This window comes from Rhodococcus sp. NPDC056516 (assembly GCF_042794655.1).
Lineage (GTDB): Bacteria > Actinomycetota > Actinomycetes > Mycobacteriales > Mycobacteriaceae > Rhodococcus_F.
The window spans coordinates 271,149-288,755 of the sequence record NZ_JBHTTG010000004.1; the positions used below are offsets into that span (position 1 = coordinate 271,149).

At 63.2% G+C, this 17,607-nt stretch carries 20 protein-coding genes; 9 read left to right on the forward strand and 11 right to left on the reverse strand.

Annotation, left to right across the window (positions count from 1 at the left end; genetic code table 11):
* Positions 1 to 22 precede the first annotated feature (22 nt).
* Positions 23 to 619: a hypothetical protein gene (locus ACFQ6Y_RS14140; RefSeq protein WP_378536462.1), complete on the forward strand. Its 597-nt coding sequence runs from the start codon at positions 23 to 25 to the stop codon at positions 617 to 619.
* A 14-nt stretch (positions 620 to 633) separates the two neighbouring features.
* Here ACFQ6Y_RS14140 and ACFQ6Y_RS14145 read toward each other — a convergent pair whose 3' ends face one another.
* Together ACFQ6Y_RS14145 and ACFQ6Y_RS14150 are read right to left on the reverse strand one after the other, a co-directional pair.
* A complete protein-coding gene (locus tag ACFQ6Y_RS14145; protein WP_378536464.1) occupies positions 634 to 1,563 on the reverse strand; it encodes an LLM class F420-dependent oxidoreductase in 930 nt (309 codons plus the stop codon).
* A gap of 16 nt (positions 1,564 to 1,579) precedes the next feature.
* A complete protein-coding gene (locus ACFQ6Y_RS14150) occupies positions 1,580 to 3,376 on the reverse strand; it encodes a hypothetical protein (RefSeq protein ID WP_378633532.1) in 1,797 nt (598 codons plus the stop codon).
* Between the two features lie 415 nt (positions 3,377 to 3,791).
* Here ACFQ6Y_RS14150 and ACFQ6Y_RS14155 point away from each other — a divergent pair, with 415 nt between their 5' ends.
* Genes ACFQ6Y_RS14155 through ACFQ6Y_RS14170 form a run of 4 tightly spaced genes read left to right on the forward strand, consistent with a single transcriptional unit; the run spans position 3,792 to position 7,328 of the window.
* Positions 3,792 to 4,769, forward strand: coding sequence for a DUF4328 domain-containing protein (locus tag ACFQ6Y_RS14155; RefSeq protein ID WP_378633537.1), 978 nt, complete (start codon positions 3,792 to 3,794; stop codon positions 4,767 to 4,769).
* Positions 4,766 to 5,530 (forward strand): glycerophosphodiester phosphodiesterase, encoded by a 765-nt coding sequence (locus ACFQ6Y_RS14160; RefSeq protein WP_378445512.1) that lies wholly within the window; start codon positions 4,766 to 4,768, stop codon positions 5,528 to 5,530. Before ACFQ6Y_RS14155 ends, ACFQ6Y_RS14160 begins: the two co-directional genes overlap by 4 nt.
* A gap of 11 nt (positions 5,531 to 5,541) precedes the next feature.
* Positions 5,542 to 6,456, forward strand: coding sequence for a DUF5926 family protein (locus ACFQ6Y_RS14165; RefSeq protein ID WP_003944127.1), 915 nt, complete (start codon positions 5,542 to 5,544; stop codon positions 6,454 to 6,456).
* 53 nt (positions 6,457 to 6,509) lie between these two features.
* Positions 6,510 to 7,328 carry an alpha/beta fold hydrolase gene (locus ACFQ6Y_RS14170; protein WP_378633541.1) on the forward strand — a complete coding sequence of 273 codons (819 nt, stop codon included), beginning with the start codon at positions 6,510 to 6,512 and terminating at the stop codon, positions 7,326 to 7,328.
* Here the strand turns inward: ACFQ6Y_RS14170 and ACFQ6Y_RS14175 are convergent.
* Together ACFQ6Y_RS14175 and ACFQ6Y_RS14180 are read right to left on the reverse strand one after the other, a co-directional pair.
* The gene (locus ACFQ6Y_RS14175; RefSeq protein WP_024487904.1) at positions 7,325 to 7,870 is read right to left on the reverse strand and encodes a ferritin; all 546 of its coding nucleotides are present in this window, start codon (positions 7,868 to 7,870) and stop codon (positions 7,325 to 7,327) included. The genes ACFQ6Y_RS14170 and ACFQ6Y_RS14175 overlap by 4 nt on opposite strands.
* Positions 7,871 to 8,024: 154 nt before the next feature.
* Positions 8,025 to 8,951 (reverse strand): cation diffusion facilitator family transporter, encoded by a 927-nt coding sequence (locus ACFQ6Y_RS14180; RefSeq protein WP_378633545.1) that lies wholly within the window; start codon positions 8,949 to 8,951, stop codon positions 8,025 to 8,027.
* Positions 8,952 to 9,130: 179 nt separating this feature from the next.
* On the opposite strand from ACFQ6Y_RS14180, the gene ACFQ6Y_RS14185 reads away from it, so the two are divergent.
* The 3 genes from ACFQ6Y_RS14185 to ACFQ6Y_RS14195 are packed head-to-tail and all read left to right on the forward strand — an operon-like array spanning position 9,131 to position 11,092.
* Positions 9,131 to 9,760, forward strand: coding sequence for a M23 family metallopeptidase (locus tag ACFQ6Y_RS14185; RefSeq protein WP_378634346.1), 630 nt, complete (start codon positions 9,131 to 9,133; stop codon positions 9,758 to 9,760).
* A gap of 28 nt (positions 9,761 to 9,788) precedes the next feature.
* Complete coding sequence (locus ACFQ6Y_RS14190; RefSeq protein WP_378540870.1) at positions 9,789 to 10,148, forward strand: BlaI/MecI/CopY family transcriptional regulator; 360 nt, start codon at positions 9,789 to 9,791, stop codon at positions 10,146 to 10,148.
* On the forward strand, positions 10,145 to 11,092 hold the full coding sequence (locus ACFQ6Y_RS14195; RefSeq protein WP_378633550.1) for a M56 family metallopeptidase: 948 nt from the start codon (positions 10,145 to 10,147) through the stop codon (positions 11,090 to 11,092). Before ACFQ6Y_RS14190 ends, ACFQ6Y_RS14195 begins: the two co-directional genes overlap by 4 nt.
* A 9-nt stretch (positions 11,093 to 11,101) precedes the next feature.
* On the opposite strand, the gene ACFQ6Y_RS14200 is transcribed toward ACFQ6Y_RS14195, so the two are convergent.
* Together ACFQ6Y_RS14200 and ACFQ6Y_RS14205 are read right to left on the reverse strand one after the other, a co-directional pair.
* Positions 11,102 to 11,668, reverse strand: a complete 567-nt coding sequence (locus tag ACFQ6Y_RS14200) for a vitamin K epoxide reductase family protein (RefSeq protein ID WP_378633553.1) — start codon at positions 11,666 to 11,668, stop codon at positions 11,102 to 11,104.
* Positions 11,665 to 12,309 carry a DsbA family protein gene (locus ACFQ6Y_RS14205; protein WP_378540863.1) on the reverse strand — a complete coding sequence of 215 codons (645 nt, stop codon included), beginning with the start codon at positions 12,307 to 12,309 and terminating at the stop codon, positions 11,665 to 11,667. Before ACFQ6Y_RS14205 ends, ACFQ6Y_RS14200 begins: the two co-directional genes overlap by 4 nt.
* 126 nt (positions 12,310 to 12,435) lie before the next feature.
* Between ACFQ6Y_RS14205 and ACFQ6Y_RS14210 the strand changes: the two genes are divergently transcribed.
* Positions 12,436 to 13,374: a cytochrome c oxidase assembly protein gene (locus tag ACFQ6Y_RS14210; protein ID WP_378633557.1), complete on the forward strand. Its 939-nt coding sequence runs from the start codon at positions 12,436 to 12,438 to the stop codon at positions 13,372 to 13,374.
* Between the two features lie 11 nt (positions 13,375 to 13,385).
* Here ACFQ6Y_RS14210 and ACFQ6Y_RS14215 read toward each other — a convergent pair whose 3' ends face one another.
* The 5 genes from ACFQ6Y_RS14215 to ACFQ6Y_RS14235 all read right to left on the reverse strand — a co-directional run bounded on the left by ACFQ6Y_RS14215 (position 13,386) and on the right by ACFQ6Y_RS14235 (position 17,549).
* Entirely contained in the window at positions 13,386 to 13,934 is a 549-nt protein-coding gene (locus ACFQ6Y_RS14215; protein WP_378633560.1) for a ferritin, read from the reverse strand.
* A gap of 37 nt (positions 13,935 to 13,971) precedes the next feature.
* On the reverse strand, positions 13,972 to 14,442 hold the full coding sequence (locus tag ACFQ6Y_RS14220; RefSeq protein WP_378633564.1) for a hypothetical protein: 471 nt from the start codon (positions 14,440 to 14,442) through the stop codon (positions 13,972 to 13,974).
* A gap of 99 nt (positions 14,443 to 14,541) precedes the next feature.
* Positions 14,542 to 15,777 carry an LCP family protein gene (locus ACFQ6Y_RS14225; RefSeq protein WP_378633567.1) on the reverse strand — a complete coding sequence of 412 codons (1,236 nt, stop codon included), beginning with the start codon at positions 15,775 to 15,777 and terminating at the stop codon, positions 14,542 to 14,544.
* 160 nt (positions 15,778 to 15,937) lie between these two features.
* Entirely contained in the window at positions 15,938 to 16,759 is an 822-nt protein-coding gene (locus tag ACFQ6Y_RS14230) for a CPBP family intramembrane glutamic endopeptidase (RefSeq protein WP_378536487.1), read from the reverse strand.
* Between the two features lie 10 nt (positions 16,760 to 16,769).
* Complete coding sequence (locus tag ACFQ6Y_RS14235) at positions 16,770 to 17,549, reverse strand: DUF2470 domain-containing protein (RefSeq protein WP_378633572.1); 780 nt, start codon at positions 17,547 to 17,549, stop codon at positions 16,770 to 16,772.
* Between the last annotated feature and the right edge of the window lie 58 nt (positions 17,550 to 17,607).

Here is a 17,607-nt window from a genome sequence, read left to right on the forward strand (position 1 = left end):
CGTCGAGAGAACTGAGTTCACAATGTCAGGTAGTACGCGAGGAACTGCGTCGCTGCTTCGACGCACCATTCACGTAGGCCACGATCCGATGGTTCGCCGCAGTGATCGGATCGAAGGGTTCATGTCCTTCGGTCTGATCATTTTCGCAATTCTGCTGCTGCCACTCGCAGTGTGGGCCGGCGCCGCGACGGCTTCGAGCCAGAACGCACTGATCGCCAAACAATCCTCGGAACTGCACAGCATTTCGGCGACGACAACGGCGGATTCGAAGCAAACCACCGTCTCCAACGCCGATTACATTGCGCCGACGACGGAAATGGCCAGCGCACAGTGGAACTGGAACGGTGAGGTTCACACGAGCGACATCACTGTCGACTCAGCGACGCCTGCCGGTACCGAGGTCGACATCTACGTCAACGATCAAGGTGACAAGTCCGTAGCCCCGATCACTCAGAGCGCTGCCGACGTCGCAGCCGTGGTGACCGGGGTTTTCACCTGGTTCAGCGTGATGTCCTTGCTGGTCATCGCGTTCATGCTGGTGCGGGTGTTTCTCGACCGTTCGCGCTCGGCCCAGTGGGACCGGGACCTACGCGCATTCCTCGACGCGAACGCGCTGTAGATCCCGGCCGTATCTCACTGCAGTTGGGGCATGACCTCGCTTGCGACGAGTTCGAGATGATCCAGATCGGCGAGATCGAGAGTCTGCAGGTACACACGCTGTGAACCGGCTTCGGCGAATGTTCCGATCTTGTCGACCAGTTCCGAAGGTGTTCCGGCCAGACCGTTCTCACGCAATTCGTCCACGTCTCGTCCGATGGCCTCGGCGCGCTTCTTGACCTCTGCCTCGTCGCGGCCACAGCAAAGGACGAGAGCGTTGGAGTACACCAATTCGTTCGGATCCCGCTCGATGTCGACGCAAGCCTGACGAACGCGCGCAAAGATGTCCTTCGTTTCTTCGAGGGACTTGAACGGGATGTTGAACTCGTTTGCGAACCGAGCGGCGAGCGCCGGAGTCTTCTTCTTGCCCGTGCCACCGATCAGGATCGGAGGACCGTCGACCTGGTGCGGCTTGGGAAGCGCGGGAGAGTTCTTGATCTGCACGTGCTTACCGTCGTAGTCGAACGTGTCGCCGACCGGCGTACGCCACAGACCGGTCACGACGTCGAGAGTTTCCTCGAGCAGTTCGAAGCGATCCTTGAGCGCGGGGAACGGGATCCCGTACGCCTGGTGCTCTTCCTCGTACCAACCGGCACCGATGCCGAGGTCCACGCGGCCACCACTCATCTGATCGACCTGCGCGACCGAGATGGCCAGCGGGCCGGCGTGACGGAACGTAGCCGACGTCACGAGGGTGCCGAGGCGGATGGTGGACGTTTCGCGGGCGATACCGGCGAGCGTGATCCACGCGTCGGTAGGTCCGGGAAGGCCGTCGGTATTCATGGCGAGATAATGGTCCGAGCGGAAAAATGCGCCGTAGCCGAGTTTTTCGGCGGTCTGGGCAACAGTCAGTAGTTGTTCGTAGGTAGCGCCCTGCTGGGGTTCGGTGAATATACGCAGCTCCATGACTTCTACTCTGCCACTATTTTGCGGAGGTCGGGACGACGGCACCGACTTGTCCACCGCCGAAACACAGGGTCAGTCCCGGCGTTGTCGGCGTGATTTTCACACTGTTTCCGTGGCCGACCAGGCGTACGAACGCTGAGTGCAAACCTTGCGTCACGGGTACTGATACGGCGTCGCCGGACTCCAACGCGACGTCGATCGTTCCGTCGGTGCTCGCGAGGTAATTGAGCTGGACCGTCCATTCCCAGCCGGCCAGGGGGCCGTCGAGTGGGAGCTCGGTAGGGCCTTCGGCGCGGGTGCCGCAGTTCGGTGTTGCCGCTTCGGGAATCCTTCTCGTCCAGGTCACTTCGGCATCGGCAATCTTTCCGCTGTCGTCGATCGTGCGCAGAATCGGAGTGCTGGAAGAGAATTCGGGTCGATCAGACAGCGGCGCGAGAACATTGCTTGCCAAATTGTTCGGAAAGGCGACGGGAAGAAGTACCGCGATCGCGACGGGTTGCTCGAGCAGCGGGGCGTCCTGATTCTGGGACAACGACATTCGTGCGTTGGCGAGGTAGTCGCGAGTCGGGTTCTCGCCCCAGATGTCGACGAACGTGACAGTCGAGACGAGCGAACTGACAACGAAGAGCACTGACAGTCCGGCGGCGACTGCGACGGGCATGCGGGCCGGACGTCGCCGAGGCGAGGCGAGAATCAGGGCGGCGGCGAGGGCGAACACCGTCGCCGAATCCGTGAAGTAGCGCAAGGTCTGCGCCAATTCGTAGGTGGTGTCGGCGTCGGATCGGGTCGCGGTCATCGCCACGACGGAGGCCAGGAAGTACAGCGCCGCGGCGGCCCAGATCCAGGCGGCGCCGCGTCTGGCACGCACTGTCATCACGACCGTCGTCAGTAATGCAGCCCACGCCGCGACCACCAATACCGTCGGCGGATCGGCCCACGCGGGGCTGGGGATCCACCGCTCCCAGTGCCAGGGACCGCCGAGAAGAGTGGGAAGCATCCCCAAGGACGTGCCGTGATGCAGCAGCTCGGTGGACATGGAACGGCCGTAGCCGGTGACCGGAGACTCGACGGTGGTCAGGTACACCGGAATCCAGATCGCGAGGACAGCGGCGCAGGCCGTCCACAGGAGTCGGCACTTCGTGATCGCAGTCCGGATCGGCGTTCCTTCCCCTTGCGTGCGCAAGTACAGCACCAGAAAAGCGAGTGCCACGAACGGAACGAGCACTGCTTTCTCGAAGAACAGTAGGGAGACGACAAAAACTGCGGTGCCCGAGAACGCGTAGCGCACATGCCCGGTGCGGTACAGCTTGATCGCGTCCCCGGACGCCCAGGCAAGTGCGATCTGTAGCGGCAAGGCATTGAGCGCGGCCGCCCACCACGAGAACGCCGGAAGTGTCAGCGGGACGAACAGATACAGGATCAGCGGGATCAACAGCGCCGGGCGCCATCCGAGGACCAGCCGGAGCGTGCGGAGAAGCGCCAAGGACGCCACGGCCTGACCGATGACGAGCAGTGTCGCCGACAGTGCCCAGTTGTACGGTGCGATGCGTGCGATCAACCCGGTGAAGAAGAAGGCCGCGGGCATGAAGTGACCGTCGTGGTCGTAGAGCAGGAGTTCGCTCGAGAAGAGCGAGAAGCGCGCGCCCCGGCCCATGAGGATGAGGTCGTCCCAGTAGAAGTAGTTACTCGCGGCAACCCAGGCCCGAATGACGAGCTGACATCCGATCAACACGAACGCGAGCTGCATGACCCGTTTCGCGGTGAACGTCAGAGTTGGCTCGGCCTGTGGAGAAGTCGTCGACGGAGAAGTCATCGACGGCCATGCTTCCAGGTGTGTCAAAACCGGCCTTCGGCAAAAAAGGGGATAACGGTCTTTTCTGTCTTTTCGGGCGCAATTTCTGAATGGATTGTGAACTTTGCCGGGATAAATGACGTCGACGCCCAAAAGTTCACTGACCTGCGGTGTCAAATTCATCCTCGAGCCTGTGCATCGTTCGCTAACACCTGTCAGCAAATTCTCAGGGTCTTGCCCGTGACCTGTGGATAAAGCCCGATTCATTCATCCAGAACTGTGGATGAACCTGTGGAAACTGTGGATAACTCGAGTTTTTAAGTGGCGGAGGTCACATTATTCGAACAATGCAGGTGAAGGCGGTGGAGGTTCGATCACAAATCGGGAGTGAATCCATTTGCTGCCGTTACCGATACGGCGTGACAGAATCGAAGTTGTGAGTGTCGTTCAGGTCTGCGCCCGGTGCGCCGCACGCTGGCCTGTCGTCGGCGGCCCAACGCAGTGGTGCCCGCGCTGCAGCGGCGTTCTCCTCATCCCCACCCGCACCGAGATCTATCAACCGCCCAACCGCCGAGGCTTCCGCTGGATCGCGCGCTCACCGTCCGACCCGCGAGGCGTGGGGGACGCACCAGTGCGTCGTAGCTTCTCCACCCCGCGCTACGACGCTGTCCCGCAATGGGGCCTCCAGGACGTCGTCGACACCTCACCGGTGCCGCCCTCGCGAGCGGACCGGATGGCCGATCGAGTCGGGCCGTTGCTGACGCTCGCGACGATCCTCTACGGACTGGCGGTGTTCGCCGAACTGGGCAGATACGCGATCCTGGTCCGCAACCGCACCACGCTGATCCCGCAGACGTTGCTCACGGTCTCCGACGCTGCCGTCTACTTCACTCAGTTGGGTGGACTGCTGGTCTCCGCCCTCGCTGCCGTCGCCGCCGTGTGCTGGCTGCTTCGTCGGCGTCGTGAACACTTCGCACGCACCCGGGAATCCGATCCGCGTACCGCCTCGGAAGTGGTCGTCGGCTGCGCTGTGCCGATCCTCAACCTCGTGATGCCGGCCGTCTATCTCCTCGAGCTGGTTCGCCGCGATCCGCGCGGAACCCTGCTGGTCAAGATCTGGTGGGGCTTCTGGGGATTCAGCGCTCTGCTGCTGGTGGTCAACGCGTACTGGCGATCACGCCCAGGGATTCAGGCAATGGCCGACGGGGTTCTGCTGAACGCATTCATAGCGCTGATCGCTGCCGTCACCGCCGCGTTGACGCTCATCGTGATCCGACGGATCGAGCGCAAGAGTTGGCGTGGTGAGCCCGAATTGGAAACCCGGTGGGTACCGGTGCCACGCTCGGTGCTGGAGGAGCAGACGGTGTCGGAAGAGAAGACGGTGTTGGAACAGAAAGAGACCGCTGCCCTGTGAGCCCAGATCGCCGAGGTCCACTCGTCGTTGCGCACCGAGGTGCGTCGGCTGCGCGGCCGGAGCACACCCTCGCCGCCTACGAACTTGCTCTCGAAGAGGGTGCGGACGGGCTCGAATGCGACGTTCGGCTCACCCGCGACGGACACCTGGTCTGCGTTCACGACCGCAAGGTCGACCGCACCTCGAGCGGGACGGGGATCGTCAGCGAGATGACTCTCGATTCGCTGAACGCTCTGGACTACGGGTCGACGAGCGAACCGGCCGAACTGCTGACTCTCGCCGATCTCATCACTCTCGCCCTGGATTTTGCGCGCCCCGTGAAGCTGTTCATCGAGACCAAGCACCCCGTGCGCTTCGGCGGCCTGGTCGAAGCCAAACTCCTGGCGGAACTGCACCGCTTCGGGATCGCGTCACCGCCGTCGGCCGATCATTCGCGCGCAGTGGTCATGTCTTTCTCGGCGAGTGCGGTGTGGCGAGTGCGCCGTTCGGCACCGCTGCTGCCGACGGTCCTGCTCGGTGACGCGTCGCGGTACCTCGGCGGCGGTGCGTCGACGGCTGTGGGCGCTACGGCGATCGGGCCGTCGATCAAGGCGCTGCGCGAACATCCCGATCTGGTCGATCGGGCTGCTGCAGCGGGCCGCGCGACGTACTGCTGGACCGTCGACGACAAGGCGGATGTGGACCTGTGTCGTGAGCTCGGGGTCAGTTGGGTTGCCACCAACCATCCCGGGCGCACGAAGCAATGGCTGGGCAGCGTGTAGATTTTGCCCTCGTGGCCAAGAAGAGCAAAAGAAACAGTGGACCGAAGCAGGGCAGCGCACGCGCAGAGAAGCTGGCGGCACGCCAAGCAGAGCGTGAAGCCGCTGCCGGCGTAGTCAGCCGCCCGTTCGAGGGCCTTGCCGCCGAGTGCGATCTGGTCGCGCTGCGTGAATTCGTTCCGTCCGCCACGGCTCCGTTGCCGGTCATCGGCTCCGACCGTCCCGTCACGTTGGCGACGGTCCTCCCCGGCGCTGTTGCCGCACTCGTCCGCGACGAGGGCGAGACGGCCACCGGATTTGTCGGTGTCCAGGTTCAGGCGCACTCGGCCGACCTCGGCGCAGACCTCGCCGCCTCGGTGAACTGGATCAAGGACGCGGCCCCCGGCGACGCGCTTTCTGCCGCGAACCCCGACTCCGAGACCCCCGCAGTCACCGCTGTCGTCGATCCGTCGGCGCTGCTCGACATCACCGTGCACCAGAACTTCAACTGGTGGATTCCGGAAGGCGTCGAAACCGATCCCGAGGTTGCCGCCACCGTGCAGCACGCCAACTCGGCGATCATGCCCTCTGCACGCCTCGAAGGCGACGGCCTCGTCGCCGCGTGGTGGGTCGACGCCGGCGAGAAGGCGCACCTGCGTTGGGTTCGTCCCGAGAGCGAAGACGACCTGATGCTCGCGCTGGCGCGCGTGCACGCGACCGGTGGACTGCACCTGGGTGAGGGCTCGCGCTACGCAGGCTCGTTCCGCACCCACGGCCTGTTGGTTCCCGTCTTCGACCTCGACCGCGAAAAGCATGCAAACGAGTGGGTAGCGGCAACCGTCGAGCTCGGTGAGCGTCTTGCCGAGGCTCTGGCCGTCGATGCTCCGCTCACCTCGGCCGAGCTTCGCTCGCGCGACGGACTTCGTGGCCGTCAGGTCACGCTGCGCTGATTTTTTCGCCCGAACTATAGGCGTTACGCAAAGTTACGGTTAATGTTGGCGACATGACCTTGTCGCATGACATCTCCGGTAGTGGTCCCACGCTTGTGCTCGTCCATGGCATCGTCCATCGACGGCAGGCGTGGGATTCGCTTTTGGACCAGCTGACGCCGTACCGCCGCGTCGTCACCGTCGACCTGCCGGGTCACGGAGAGTCACTGCTGCCCGAACTCGGTCCTGACGTCATGGGACAGCTGATCGACGATGTCAGTGAGTTCGTCAAGGAAGTAACTCCGGCAGGGGAGCGCGCCCACGTCGCCGGAAACTCGCTCGGCGGCTGGATTGCACTCTCGCTGGCGGCGCGCGGAGACGTCGCGTCGGCAACAGCTCTTTCGCCGGCCGGGTTCTTTGTCAATCACCTCGATCAGGTGCGAGCGATCAACACGTTCCGTGCACTGCGCGGCACGGCCAAGCTCATGGGCGACGGATTGCCACGCGCATTACGGTACAAGCTGATTCGCTATCCGGCGCTCGCCGCGTTCTTCGCTCATCGGAGCCATGTCGGGTATGCGGCGGCGTTGGCCGACTGCCGTTCGCTCGTGTCCAACGAACTCGTCGACCTCGGTCTCGAGATGGACTTCGTGTTGCCGCCCATCGTGGATCCCACTGTGCCGGTGACGGTTGCGTGGGGCCGACGCGATCTCATCCTGCCCGTGTATCAGGCGCAGCGCGTGAAAAAGCCGTTCCCGCAGGCAAAGTTGATGGTTCTGCCCGGTCTGGGGCACGTACCGATGACAGATGCCCCCGAGCTGATCAGTTCGATCCTGCTGGCAGGAAGCGAACCGTTCGGCTCGAGGGCAAAATCTGTGAGTGCTGCAGGCTAGATGGTTCCGCCCGCTGCGTTCGGTGCACCGGTGGTGTCACCGACGGTGCTCATCTCGCGGGAAACGAAGTCTTCGAGGTCGAACAGGTTGGCGCCTGCGCGATCCGCGATCGTGAGAAGTGTTGTCATGCTTGCCACTTCCTCGACCTGCTCCTTGAGGAACCACTGCATGAACTGCTCGCCGAGGTAGTCGCCTTCTTCGCGGGCAGTGCTCGCGAGCTGGACGATCTGCTCGGTGACCGTCTTCTCCTGCGTCAGCGCGAGAGCAATGGGCTCGCGGGCATCCTTGAAGTCGGCCTTCGCGGCGTCGACGCCGGTGAGTTCGACGTTGATGTCGCGATCGAGGAAGTACTGAACGATCATCATGGCGTGGTTACGCTCTTCCACAGCCTGCTTGTAGAAGTGCTTTGCCAGCTGTGGCAGATCCGCATTGTCGAAGTAAACCGCTGTCGCGATGTACTGATGCGAAGCGTTGAACTCGTTGCGAATCTGGTCTCGGAGTAGTGCGTGGAATTTGGTCATGTGAGTCTCCCCAGAAGTCATGAATTCCAAGATAGTGCAGGTCAGAGGCCCTGTCATCCCAGTCTGACCTTATTGTGGTAAGCGTTCCCAAACTAAAGAAGACCTAATTTTTCTTCGAATTCGGCGAGGTTATCGAGCCCGGTGAAATCGAATGTTTCATTTAGGAATGTCCATTTCACCAGGCGAGTTCCGCGCATTTGCCGTCACTTCCCTGTAGTTCCACCTGTACGGTGGCGTGCTCGAGTTCGAAGGCCTCGGCAAGCAAACTTTGGGTTGCTGCGAGCACCGTTGTGGGATCGGCGTCACTGGCCGCGGTGACGTGAACGGAAGCAACTTCCATCCCCGAGGTGAGCGTCCAGACGTGTAGATCATGCGCGTCGACGACGCCCGGGAGGGTGTTGATCTTCTCGATGATCGACGTCACGTCGATGCGATCGGGGGCCTGCTGGAGCAGGATGCGGACGGCATGGCGGCCCAGGTTGAAGGCGCGCGGCAAGACGAAAAGGCCGATGGCGACGCCGATGACGGGGTCGGCGTAGCGCCAACCGAACGCGAGCGTGACCAAGCCGCTGACGAGGACGCCGATGGACCCGACCATGTCCGCCATGACTTCGAGGTAGGCGCCGCGGATATTGATACTTTCCTTCGCGCCGCTGCGCAGCATCAGGAAGGCGATGACGTTCATCGCCAATCCGACGACGGCGACTATCGCGACGGGGAGGCCGGGAACCTCGGGCGGATCCGAGAATCGGCTGGCAGCCTCGTAGAGCACCCATCCGGCGACTGCGAAGAGCAGGATCGCATTGGCCAGTGCTGCAAACACTTCCGTGCGATACATGCCGAAAGTACGGTCGGGGCGCCGGGCGGCACGCTGTGCGACGAGGATCGCGGCGAGCGCCATGAAGATGCCGAAGATGTCGGTGAACACGTGCGCCGAGTCCGAGAGCAGTGCCAGCGACGAGGTGAAGAGTCCGACCGTCACCTGCAGAACGAACGTCACCAATCCGAGGCCGGCGGCGATCCACAGTTTGTTGACATGTTTGCCGCTGTTGCTGGTCGCAGCCTCGGCGGGGGAGATTCCGTGTCCGTGTCCGTGTGACATCGAAGATCCTTTCGTCGACGTCAGCCTAGACACATATGCATATATGCGCAATAGTGCATGTCTTAAAAACTATGCAACATAGTTTTATGGTGGCGGCGTAGACCTTCATTTGTCATCGACGCGAGGACCGAGAAGTGGGACGACATCGAAAAGCCGAGCCGATCAGACCCGGCGGGCGCATAGCCGCGGTTTCCGTGGCGACGGGCGCAATCCTGGCGTCCGGCACTTCCATCGGGCACGCATCGCCGCCGCCGGTTGCAGTCGAGGATGTGGCGGCGGTGTCGGTGCCGGAGATCCTCGACCTTGTTCGAACGACGGATCTTGCCGGAATAGCCGAACAACTCGGCAAGACGCGACAACTCGAATCCGAGCGAGCGGCGCTGAGGTACGAGGCAGAGAAGCCGCAGGTGATGGCCCCCGTCAGCGGGACGATGACGTCCAACTTCGGTCCACGGTGGGGAACCACCCACTACGGTCTCGACATCGCGAACGCGATCGGAACGCCCATCGTGTCCGCGACCGACGGAGTTGTGCTCGAATCCGGTCCCGCCGCGGGATTCGGGCTCTGGGTCCGCATCCAGCAGGACGACGGGACCGTCGGCGTCTACGGACACATCAACGAGGCGCTCGTGGTCGCCGGTCAGAAGGTGCTGGCGGGTGAGCTGATCGCGACCGTCGGCAATCGTGGACAATCGACAGGACCACACCTGCACTACGAGGTGTGGCAATCTGACGGACAGAAGACCGATCCGCTCGCGTATCTGAATTCCCGGGGCGTGTCGTTCGGGGAGAAGACCACGGGCGACTGAAGTTCTGTCACGACGCGATGGAGGAGCAATGCAGGGGCTGGGCGGACTCGAAGCCGAGGTCATGGATGTGCTCTGGCAGTCCGACGACGCACTCTCGGTCAAGGATCTGGTCGAGATCTTGGGCGAGCGTCGACAGCTCGCGTACACCACCATCCTGACCGTCGTGACGCATCTCTACGACAAGGGGTGGGTGAGTCGCGAGAAGAAGAGTCGCGCCTACTTCTATCGGCCGAGCCGCACCCGTGAAGAAGCCACCTCCAGGGCTCTGCGCGAATTGTTGGACAGCAGTTCCGATTCCGCTGCCGTGCTGTTGCACTTCGCCAAGACCATGACGGACGCCGAGAACGAGGCCCTGCGCCGAGGTCTTTCCGGGGAAGGTGCGCAATGACATTGGCGTTGCCGATGCTTCTCGGTGCGGTACTCGTGGGATTTTTGGTCCCGCGGGTATTGCGAGCCGTTTCCTCGGCGTTGTCACCGGCGGTGCTACTCGCGGCGTGGCTCGGCAGTATGGCGTCGGCTCTGTATCTCGCTCTCTCCGCGGTCTTGGTTCTGGTGTGGCCGAGCCACGCACCGGTCGAGGGGCTGGTCGACGGTATCGCTCGGTGCTTCAGCGCCTTCGCGCACGGCACGAGTTCGTGGGTAGGTGAACTGATCACCGGCACAGCCGTTGCTGCGGTGGGTTTGATCGCCGTTCGGATCGTGCTGGCCGGCCGCAAACAAGCGCGTGAGCACGCGAGGGTGCGAGATTTCCATCGTGATGTTCTCTCGATCGTCGCGCGCCGCGACAACTCGGAGTCCGACGTGTTGTGGTTGGATCATCCGCTGCCGATGGCCTACAGCGTCGCCGGAAAACCTGGATTTGTCGTTGCGACGCAAGGCTTGTCATCCGCTCTTACCGGAGGCGAGCGTGACGCGGTCCTCGCGCACGAGCGTGCACACCTGAGCGGCGGTCATCACCGAATCGTCGGTGCGTGCGAAGTCCTGGCCGCTGTTCTGCCGCGAGTGCCGTTGTTCGCGGCGGCACCTGCTGCCGTCGGCGCGATCGTGGAACTGTCGGCGGACCGGCACGCCGCTCGCGTCACCAGCCCGGCTGCGGTGCGTTCCGCTCTTGCCGTGGTGTCGAAATCGCCGCTTCCTCAACCGGACTGGAGCTTGGGCGATCACGGCGGCGCGACCGCAGTGCGATTGCGTTCCCTGGTCGACGGCGACGTGGCGTCGCCTCGGCGACTGACCTGCGCGGTGGCGGCCTGTGTGCCGGCGGCTGTCACGACGGCCGTTGCCGCAGCCGTGACGGTAGCTGTCTCCGCGGGTATCTGCGCTGTTCTGACCTGAATCCCGTACTCAGGCGAGTGTCCGCCAGTACCACCAGAAGGCCTCGGTGATTGCAAGCACCACAAGGAGCATCCATACCGTGGGCACTACCGAGTGGTATCTGGCGGCGGTGGCGGCCGTGGCGCTGTTGGTTCGCGAAACCGCAAGGTGCAGGGCGCAATACCAGAGTGAACACACCACCGAGATCCAGACGATCATGCAGTAGGGGCACAGCGCCTGGATCGAATAGAGACTCGCGAAGATCAACCAGTGAACAAATGTCGCGGCCAGGGCCAGCCCGGCGAGTGTGGCGAACCAGCACCACCGCGGGAGAGATACTCCGGTAGCAGCGAGGACCCCGACAGTGGTGAGCGCGGTGAAGCCGATCAGACCCGATATCGGATTGGGGAATCCGAACACCTCGGCCTGCGGTGAACTCATGATGGTGCCGCAGCTGATGATCGGGTTGATGCTGCACGACGGTACGTACGCCGGGTCGCTCAGCGTTGCCAGCTTCTCGAGCGTCAGGACGAATGACGCGATCAGGCCGGCAAGGCCGGCGACAGCCAGAATGCGACCGGTAAGGACGGAGTTCATTGTCCCAGTACGGTGTCGATCTGGGCTTTCAGATCTTCGTAGGTCGGCATCGGGGCCAGTTTCACATCGTTCAGAAAGAGGGTGGGCGTGCCCTGGACGCCGAGGCGTCGACCTTCTTCGAAGTCGCGCTCGACCCGCTCGCGGACGCCGCGGCTGCCGAGGTCGGAGTCGAATCGGGTCATGTCGAGGCCGAGATCTTGTGCGTAGGAGCGGAACAGCACCTCCTGCGATTCGGCAGATTCACCCCACTGCGACTGCGTCTCGTACATCCGTTGATACATCTCGACGAACTTGCCCTGGCGAGATGCGGATTCGACGACCTGCGCCGCGAGAGTGCTGTTGGTGTGACTCGGAATCGGAAAGTATCTGATCCCGAACGTGATTCGATCCTCGTACTCGGCTCTGATTCGCTCCATCGTCGGGTACAGCGCGCGGCAGGCCTCGCATTCGAAGTCGAGGAACTCGACCAGGTTCACCTTGCCGTCGGCGGCCGAGGTCAATCGGTACGCGTCGTCGGTGAGGACGGCGGTGGATTGTGCTGCCCGATCGGTGCTTTCGTTGTCCGCCCGGATCGGGTCGACGGTGATGAACGTGATCAGAGCTACCGCGAACACCGCGATCAGGGCGGCGGATATCTTCATGCTTCTGGACACTGCTGTGCACCTGGACCTTCCGTCGAATTCCTAAATACTATCCAACATAGTAGTTAGGTGTAGAGTCGACGGTACCCGCATGGAGACGAAGGAGGACCCGCCGGTGAAGCGTTCGTGAACGACACGCCGCCGTCGATCGGGCAGATGCTGGAGTGGGATACTTCATCCCTCCCGCTTCTTCCTGCGCTGGGAGTTGTTCTTGCGCTCTGGTATTGGACTGGCGCTCGGCGAGTTCGCGCGAGTGGGAGACCGTGGCCGTGGCATCGGACAGCGTGTTTCCTGGGTGGGTGCCTGCTGCTGATCGCGGTAACCGGACTGAAGGTCGAGAGCTACGGCTACGAACTCTTCAGTGTCTGGATGTTCCAACACCTGACGCTCTCGATGGCGATCCCGCCGCTCTGGGTACTGGGTTCGCCGGGACTGCTGCTACTGCGTTCGACGCCGCATCGAGGGATAGGAAAAGGTGTTCTCGTGCTTGCCCTCTCGGCATTGCGTAGCCCACCGGCGCGGTGGATGCTGCACCCCGGTTTCACGATCCCGGTATTTCTGTTCAGTTACTACGGGATCTATCTGTCGCCGATCTTCGACACTGTCTCGGCGTTACCGGCCGGACACGTTTCGCTCGAGATCTTCTTTCTCGCCAGCGGTCTGCTCTTCATCATGCCGGTGCTCGCGACCGGCCCACTCCCGGTGCGGCAGAGCTACCTCGGGCGCTGTTTCGACCTGTTCGTGGAGATGCCGCTGCACGTGTTCATCGGCGTCGTACTCATGATGGCGACAAAACCGCTGCTGACCACGTTCGTGGATCCGCCTCCGGAGTGGGGCGTGGACGTCATGCAGGATCAGCAGCTGGCGGGCGCCCTCGCGTGGTCGTACGGAGAGCCCGTCGCGCTGGTGGTGGTCGTGATCTTCGCAATGCGCTGGAACCGGGACGACAAACGGATGAATGCCGCCCTGGACCGCCGCGCCGAGATCGACGGCGACAGTGATCTTGAGGCGTACAACAACTTTCTCAGATCACTGAGCGCCGCCGAGCGGCCCGAGACTCGGTAGGCCGGTGGCCCTCAGACGCCGCCGCCGCCGGCGGGCGTCGGCGCCATTGCGTCGGCAGCGACCGGGGTGTTCATCTCGCGTGCGACAAACGTTTCGAGGTGGAACAGGTTGTCGCCTGCGCGGTCGACGATGGTGAGAAGTGTTGTCATGCTTGCCACTTCCTCGACCTGTTCCTTGAGGAACCACTGCATGAACTGCTCGCCCAGGTAGTCGCCGGTATCGCGAGCTGTACGTGCCAGCTGCGTCACCTGCTCGGTGACCGTCTTCTCCTGCTCGAGTGCCAATTCGACCGGAGCCCGGACACTGTCGAATTTCGTCACGACGTCGTCGATACCGGGAACGTCCACGTCGAGGTCGTTGTCGAGCAGGTACTGGATCATCATCATCGCGTGACCGCGTTCCTCGGTGGCCTGGCTGTAGAAGCGCGCGGCCATCTGCGGAAGATCGTGAGCATCGAAGTACACCGCTACCGCGATGTACTGCTGCGATGCAGTGAACTCGTTACGGATCTGCTGACGCAGCAGAGTGGTGAATTCGCTCGAGTTCTTCGCCTGTGTCATCCCAACAGGTTACTGGGTCGTCGCCGCTGAGAGGGAGCTACTTCTTGTCGAGCTGATCGATGATGAAGCCGAGAGATTCCGGTCGGTACCCGTAGACGAACGAGTCTTTTTCGCCGACGTACCAGTCGCCGCACTGGAACGAGCTGCTCTTTTCGATCCCCTCAGGCCACCACTGAGCGGACAGGGAGGCCGGGCGCGTTTCGGCAGTGGGAAGTGCAGTACAGATGTTGTGATCGATCTCCGCGACGTTCGCTTTCATTCGCAGGATGCGTTCGTTGCCGGTGGTGCGGATGATCTCGTCGATATCCGTCGCGCCGGCCGGAACCCAACTCGGCAGCGTGTCGATTCCGTTGGATGTTCGTGCAAACGAGAAGGTTTCGGTCTTCTTGTACGCCTTGGAGTCGTCGAACTTCTCGAAGGTTCCGGAGCAGGATGTCACGAGTGCAGCAGCTCCGACGGCGGCGGCCACGACGGCGAGAGTGCGGTACCTGTGGTGTGTTTTGTTCATACCTTCACGGTATTTTTCGGCCGCTGATTCCGCGTCCTGCCGAAAAGCGATTTGTTCGCCCGGATTGTCCTCCCTCGGTACGACCGGAACTCAGGGCGATCACCCGGTGGTGATCAGATCCTGCGGAATCTGTTGATCGTTGGCGAGGGCGTCGAAGAACTGGGAAGCGCGTGCCTTGTCCCACAACAGCACGTTGCCCGAACCGTCGACGTCCTCGAAACCAGCGACGGGAACCGTGGTGGTGGTCATCCCTCCCCGAAGCGCCCAGGCGAGTGAGGCCAGATTCCAGATGTGATCGCTCTCGTCGACCTGTAGAGACTTGGCGGTATCGGAGACGAGTGGCCACAACCGGAACGGATTGAGGAACGTGGTCGGACTGGTCGCCTTCGACAGCAACGCCGACATGAACTGGCGCTGGTTGTTCATGCGGTCGAGGTCGGCGAGCGCCGTGGCGCGAGTTCGCACGAACCCGAGTGCGTCCGAACCCTTCAAGTCCTGACATCCGGCGGGGAGGTTGATCCCGGCCAGCGGGTCGTCGATCGGCTGAGCCAGGCACACGTTGACGCCGCCGACGGCATCGACGATGCCCGCGAACCCGCTGAATCCGATCTCGGCGTAGTGGTCGATGCGAAGCCCCGTTGCCTCCTCGACGGTCTGCACCAACAAGGGAGCGCCACCGAAGGCGAAGGCGGCGTTGATCTTGTCCGAGCCGTAGCCGGGGATCGGAACGTACGAGTCGCGCGGGATGCTGACCATCGTCGTCTTCCCGCTCTTGGGGACGTGGACCAAGATCACCGTGTCAGTGCGCTTGGGTCCGGTGTCGCCGCCCGTCGCAAGGGCTTGCTCCTGCTCGGGGGTGAGCCCCTCACGAGAGTCGGAGCCGACGATCAGCCAGTTCGTTCCCGGAGTATCGGCGACGCGTCCTGCGTAGTCAGGCAGCGCGTCGATTCGATTGAGCGAACTGTCGACGTAATAGAGCGCACCGGCCAATGCGAGCAGCAACACCAACAACGTGATGCCGATACGTTTACCCCAGCTACGACGCTTACGTGGGCGTCGCTGCTTCGGTGGTTCAGGAGGGCGCGGCGGGGCGTTCGGCGGGGTTCGGCGCGGCGGAGCGGGCGCGTACTTGGCCTGACGCTGCGGATCCTGACGCTGCCCACCCTGACGACGGGGATCGTCCTGGAACGGCTGCGGGCGCTGGGTCGGTGCCCAGTCCTCGCGTCTGGGTTGCTGCGGCGCTTGTTGTGGGGCCTGTGACCAGGCTTGATTGGCCGGATTCTGCTGCGGCGGGTGTCCGTCGCGGCGTATGACTGTCGGGCCTTCCGGCGGCATCGGTGGACGCCGCTGCGGGGGTGGGCCCTGACGGGGTGGATTCGGGCGTGGAGGGTTCTGCCTCGGAGGCATCGGTCCACGCGGAGGTGGCCCTGGCGGCTGGCGCCGCGGAGGGCGCTGAGGATATTCGGAGTCGCCGGTCACCAGTTCACGGTACCGGTCACGGCAGCCAGGAGACGTGATCGCGCAGGAGGGCGTAACCGATGAACGCCACCATGTCGATGAGAGCGTGGGCGATGACCAGTGGCCAGAGTTTCCCGGTGCGCTGCCAGTACCGGCCGAACACGAGCCCCATGATCACGTTTCCGACGCCGCCGCCGAACCCCTGATAGAGGTGGTAACTGCCGCGCAGGAGTGACGATGCGAGCAGCGATTTGTTCTCGCTCCAACCCAGCGTTCGGAGGCGAGTGATCAGGTAGGCGACGACCAGCACCTCTTCGGCGCCGGAGTTCGCGATTGCGGACAGTACGAGGATCGGCACCCGCCACCAGTGGTCGTCGAGCGCGCTGGCCTGGACGGTGAGGTTGACGCTGAGCGCCTGAGCCACGAGATAGAACACCAGGCCGGGGAGACCGATCACGGCGGCCAAGCCGAAACCCGGGGCTATGTCGCGTCCGAATCGAGGTTTGGGAGTCAGCCCCGCAGCACGCGGACCGATCCCCGAGCGCCACAGTAGATAGAGTCCTAGCGCTGCCCATGCGAGAAGCTTTGCGACGCCCAGTAATTGGCGCGCCAGGTCGATCCAGTCGATGGCGGCCCGCGAGGGATTGAGCGCAACCGTCTGATCCGAGAGCGCAACCGGCGTCGCCAAGGATTCGGCGAGCGACAGGATCCCGGACAATCCGCTGAGTCCGAAGGTGACCAGCAGGACGATCGTGATCTCGATCCAGACTCCGCGTCTGGCGGCCGGATCGAGCGCCGGGCCGGCCGGGACGGGAGTCGGCGGCCGTAACCACGTGCGGACGGTTTCGCGGGCATTCACCCGCGCAACGCTAGCCGTTCGATGCGCCGCCCGATCGGAGGCCGTTGAGGAAAGGGCACCCGACCAGCATGCGGATGGCGCGGCTCAGCGCGGGAGTGTCGTCGACGGGGTTGGCGAACGGCATCCACACGTCGCGGTCACCGGTGTGATCCTCGACCCGCAGGCGCAGGCCGTAGCGGTCGATGCCGAGTGGCCGAACGCGTCCGGTGCGCATGTACGGGGGAAGCTTGCGCACGAGCAGGTCCACGAGGTCGCGGTGGTCTTCGTCGAGATGCTGTAGCCACGCCGTTTCCATTTCCCAGAAGGGATCGGGGCTGGCGTTCAGCAGTTCGTCCACGGCGACGGGTTCCGCTCCCGTCGAATCAGCGACTACAGCCGAGGCCAGGCTCAAACGAAGAAGGACCGAGGTGTGGCCGATGTCGAGAAGTCCCGGGTGGGGATGTTCGGATGCGACGTCGTCGGCGAGAACGCGTGCCTCATAATCGGGCACCGCGTGCAACGTGCCGCGAAGCCACACGAGGGAGCGCACGGGCTCGCGCAGTCGCAGTGGTGCGTGATCGGTGATCTCGAGGACGGCAGGCAAGCCGCCGCCGCCGGAGTTCCAGGCCAGAGCCGCAGCCGCGGAGGCATGTGGGACTGCAACGACGACGTCACCGTTCGAACGCAGGTGATGCACCGACGTGACGGTGGGGTCGCTGCCTTCGATGGCGAGAACTGCGTCCTGTGCGCGCACGCAGGCGCTGCGGACGCGTTCGGCGGTGGACGGGCCGGTGCTGGTCTTCGTTGCCATGCTGCCCCCTTGGCGGGTGTTCTCTCGAACTCCATCGGATGATGAGGTAACCCTAACC